The 4002-nt window shown below is 68.9% G+C and carries 5 protein-coding genes; 1 reads left to right on the top strand and 4 read right to left on the bottom strand.

Features of this window, described 5'->3' with window-relative positions; translation table 11 throughout:
* A partial coding sequence (locus GWI24_RS41570; RefSeq protein ID WP_374103406.1) for a ParB N-terminal domain-containing protein occupies positions 1-1017 on the bottom strand: 1017 nt, incomplete at its 3' end.
* A gap of 465 nt (positions 1018-1482) precedes the next feature.
* A complete protein-coding gene (locus GWI24_RS41575) occupies positions 1483-2085 on the bottom strand; it encodes an LmbU family transcriptional regulator (protein WP_247617612.1) in 603 nt (200 codons plus the stop codon).
* Between the two features lie 213 nt (positions 2086-2298).
* Between GWI24_RS41575 and yacG the strand changes: the two genes are divergently transcribed.
* Positions 2299-2607, top strand: a complete 309-nt coding sequence (gene yacG / locus GWI24_RS41580; RefSeq protein ID WP_210951204.1) for a DNA gyrase inhibitor YacG — start codon at positions 2299-2301, stop codon at positions 2605-2607.
* Here the strand turns inward: yacG and GWI24_RS41585 are convergent.
* Both GWI24_RS41585 and dmpG read right to left on the bottom strand, forming a co-directional pair.
* Positions 2597-2986: a hypothetical protein gene (locus GWI24_RS41585; RefSeq protein WP_247617613.1), complete on the bottom strand. Its 390-nt coding sequence runs from the start codon at positions 2984-2986 to the stop codon at positions 2597-2599. The genes yacG and GWI24_RS41585 overlap by 11 nt on opposite strands.
* A gap of 24 nt (positions 2987-3010) precedes the next feature.
* The coding region (gene dmpG, locus GWI24_RS41590) for a 4-hydroxy-2-oxovalerate aldolase (protein ID WP_210951205.1) at positions 3011-4002 on the bottom strand (992 nt) is incomplete at its 5' end.

Below are 4002 nucleotides of genomic sequence, written 5' to 3' on the forward strand. Positions count from 1 at the left end.
GTCCACCCGGACCGCGATCTCGTCCCACATCCCCGCGCATTCACGGGCGAGGCTGGCCACGATGCCGCTGCAGTGCGGCGGCACGTTCGCGATGATTTCCTGCCATTCCTCCGTGCTGAGCATGTTGATGTTGAGCAACCGGAGCAGCCTGCGCCCCGTCTCGTTGAACCGCAGGGCGGGGTCCGAGGTGAGACGGTGCACGGCCGCGAGGCGGTCGGCCATCGGGACCACCTCGGCGGTGGCCGCGCCCGCCGTGGACCGGCTCAGCGCCTCGGTCCGCCGACCCTCGGCCTTCACCGCGCCACGCGACTTCGGCAAGGGGTCCTCGCCCCTGCTCATACGGTTCCTGACGTCCCGTGCGGTCTCCGGGGAGATGCCCGCGGCCCGGGCGATCTGGCGCAGCGACAGACCCGGGTTCGCCGTGATCAGCCTGCTCGCCAGCTCGCGCCCCGCGGCGCTGTTGATGGGACGGACCCGGCCGTCCTGACCGATACGGCTGCCACTGGCCGCCTCCTCGGCCGACGTCCGCCGCCGGATCTCCGCGACGGTGCCCGCCGAGATGCCCGAGACCGACGCGATCATGCGATCCGACCACTGGGGATGCGACACGATGATGCGCGCGGCCGCGGACTTCCGGTCCGTCATCGACAGCGGCAGGCCATGGGTGATGTTGGAGCCGACGGCCAGGACGAACGCGTCGGCCTTGCTGCCGTCGAAGAACTTGACCTCGATCTTCTCGTCGCCGCGGAGCTCCGCGGCCCGTAGCCGGTGGGCACCGTCGACCACCCGCATCGTGGACCGGTGAACGATGATGGGCGGTAACGTGACTTCTGTCTCCGCCAGCGCTTGGATGTGCTCCGGGTCCTCCCCTGAACTTCGCGGTGATTCCGCCGTCGAAATCGACGCGATGTCGACTTCGACGACCACTTCCTCAAGTTGCTGATCGAACATCGCCAACCCCCCGCTCCAAGGCGAGCTCGCCTCGAAAAGAATTTCTATCCGGGGGGTGGCAGGCATGCTTTGGACACCACTTCGAAGATCGCCAATCGTGGCCGATCAATATCGACCACCCCCCGTTGCCGCACTTCGCGAAATCGCGAAAGGCCGTTCAATCTTTCGACGCAGACTCTAACAGCGGTCAGGCGGTTTGACACCCCGTATCCACGCACGGCGCGCCGCGGTTACTCAACTAGAACTCATGGTTTCGGATAGGGCGATCACCAGCGGAAGCGAAGGCGTTCTGTACGTGCTTACTGATACCAGCGGGACGAGGCGCGTCACATGAGGTGAAGGCAGCTCCGTTCAGCCCCTCACCTGGCCCTTCGCGTTCTTTCCCGGAGCCCTGGGGCAGGCATGAAATGCTTTCACGGGGCATGCGGGAACGCCAAATCAGGGGAATCCAGGGAATGCCGCTCCGGAATCCATGACGTCGTCCCGCCGGCGGGACGGAAAGCATTGGCTAGAGGTTCTACGGAGCGCTGTTTACGCCCCCAGGGCAGGCGGACCGGCGGCGTGGCCGGGAATATTCGGGACCGGGTCGTCGGCCGCTTCGTCGAGCATCTGGATGATCCAATCCATGAGCTCGAGCCCGGCGGTCTCCGCCGCCCGCTCCCAGCGGATTCTGCGCTCGGCGACCACGCTCACCTGCACAACGCCCGGCTCCTGTGCGGCTTCCGGAGACTGACGCCGCATCCGTATCTGCCGGCGTAATGCATTCCGGGTCCAGCCGCCCTCCTCGGCCCGGGTCAGCCACTCCTCCTGCTCGGCCTCGGGCAGGGCCGCCACTTCCGCGTGGTGCTGAAAACTCAGCTTGCCCCGCCGCCTGCCGGGCTCGAACTTGCGTGCCACCCAGGCGTAGTTGCGGAGCGTCTGATAGTCGAGCGAGGTCTGCTTCAGCGCCTGGCGGTAGCGGTCGGGGTAGTGCTCCTGGCCGAACACGAGCCAATCGCCCAGCCACCACGCGGAGGAGTCGGCGATGACGTGGATCTGCTGGCCGAGGTGGCGCCACTCGGACAGCGGCAGATCGGGAGGGAGTGACAATCCCGTTCGCCGGGTGGTCGTCCGCCCGTTCGCGGGGATGGACATCGTGCACACCTCACCTGCCCTCGTCTTCGGCGGCCTCATCCTCCACGGAGCGGGGTTTCGGCGAGGTTTCATCGCACCTGGCCGGTTTCCACCGGCCGAGAACCACATGACGCACGAGCAACCGAGGGCGTTACGGTTCCGAAACCCACGCACCGATCTACTGGGCGGATGGATGCGGAATCAGTCTCACCGCGAGCCGACAGAGGAGGCCACATGGACACCGCAGCCCGGCGGTGTGCCGAATGCGGCGCCGAGTTCACCTGGACCAGCAGGAACCCGACGCGCAGGTTCTGCGGCTCCAGATGCAAGACCCGGTGGTGGCGGGCCCACCGCCGTGGCGCGGACACCGCGGACACCACGGACACCACGGACACCGCGGACCGGACGCACCACCGGTCGGCTGCGCCGGTGCCCCCGCTCAGCACCGGCCATGAGTGCCCGAACTGCGGTCAGCACATCACCGTGCTCAATCTGATCGTCGCGGCCGACGGCGGTTCCGGGTCCGGCACCCTCATCGGCTGACGTCCGGCCGCAGGGCGGGCAGCACCGCGGAGCCGACACTTTCGATCAACTCGGTGGGCGGGTCGTAGGAACCGACGTGCTGGAGGAACACATCGGTCACCCCGTCGGCGTGCAGCGCGGTGAGCCGTCCGGCGATCTCCTCGGCGGTTCCGGAGAGGCAGAACTCCTGGGCGAAACGCAGGGCCACCTCATCGCTCACCCACGCCGAGCAGATCTCGACGGCCGCGTCCCAGTCCTCGGCGTGTACGAGGTCCGGATAGACCCCCTCCACCCGCGCCGGGACGTCCAGTTCGATCCCGGCCAGGGCGAGGAAGGGCGCCCCGCCGTTCTGGGCGATCGACGCACAGATCGGCTTGAGCAGCCGGGCTTCGGCCGCCACGTCGTCCCGCGGATCGGGCGGCGATCAGGAGGTGTTGTCCGGGCGGGCGGTGTTGTCCGGGCGGGAGGTGTTGTCCGGGCGGGCGGCCAGGTCGAGTGCGATGTCCGTGATCATGTCTTCCTGGCCGCCGACCATCCCGCGGCGGCCCACCTCGACCAGGATCGCGCGGGTGTCCAGGCCGTGGCGGACCGCGGCTGCCTCGGCGTGGCGCAGGAAGCTGGAGTACACCCCCGCGTAGCCGAGGGTGAGGGTCTCCCGGTCGACGCGGACCTCGCGGTCCTGGAGGGGCCGTACGAGGTCGTCGGCGGCGTCCATGAGGGGGAACAGGTCGCAGCCGTGCTTCCAGCCCATCAGGTCGGCGACGGCGATGAACGCCTCCAGCGGGCAGTTGCCCGCCCCCGCGCCCTGGCCCGCGAGGGAGGCGTCGACGCGGGTGACGCCGTTCTCCACGGCCACTACGGTGTTGGCCACGCCGAGGGCGAGGTTGTGGTGGGCGTGGATGCCGAGTTCGGTGCCCGGGTCGAGCACATCGCGGTAGGCGCGGAAGCGGTCGCGGACACCGTCCATGGTGAGCCGGCCGCCGGAGTCGGTGACGTACACACAGTGGGCGCCGTAGGACTCCATCAGCCGTGCCTGGCGGGCGAGTTCGGCCGGTTCCGCCATGTGCGACATCATCAGGAACCCGGCCACGTCCATGCCCATCTCGCGGGCGGCGGAGATGTGCTGGGCGGAGATGTCGGCCTCGGTGCAGTGGGTGGCGATGCGCACGGAGCGGATGCCGAGGGCATGGGCCTGCTTGAGGTCGTGCAACGTGCCGATGCCCGGCAGCAGCAGGGTGGTGGGGATCGCCGTGCCGGTGCCCGCGACGACGGCCTCGATCCAGTCCCAGTCGGTGTGGGCGCCGATTCCGTAGGTGATGCTGGAGCCGGACAGGCCGTCGCCGTGGGCGATCTCGATGGCGGCCACCCCGGCGGCGTCCAGGGCGGCGGCGATGGTGCGGGCCTGCTCGACGGTGT

The organism is Streptomyces sp. MK37H (assembly GCF_018035285.1).
GTDB classification, from domain to species: domain Bacteria; phylum Actinomycetota; class Actinomycetes; order Streptomycetales; family Streptomycetaceae; genus Streptomyces; species Streptomyces endocoffeicus.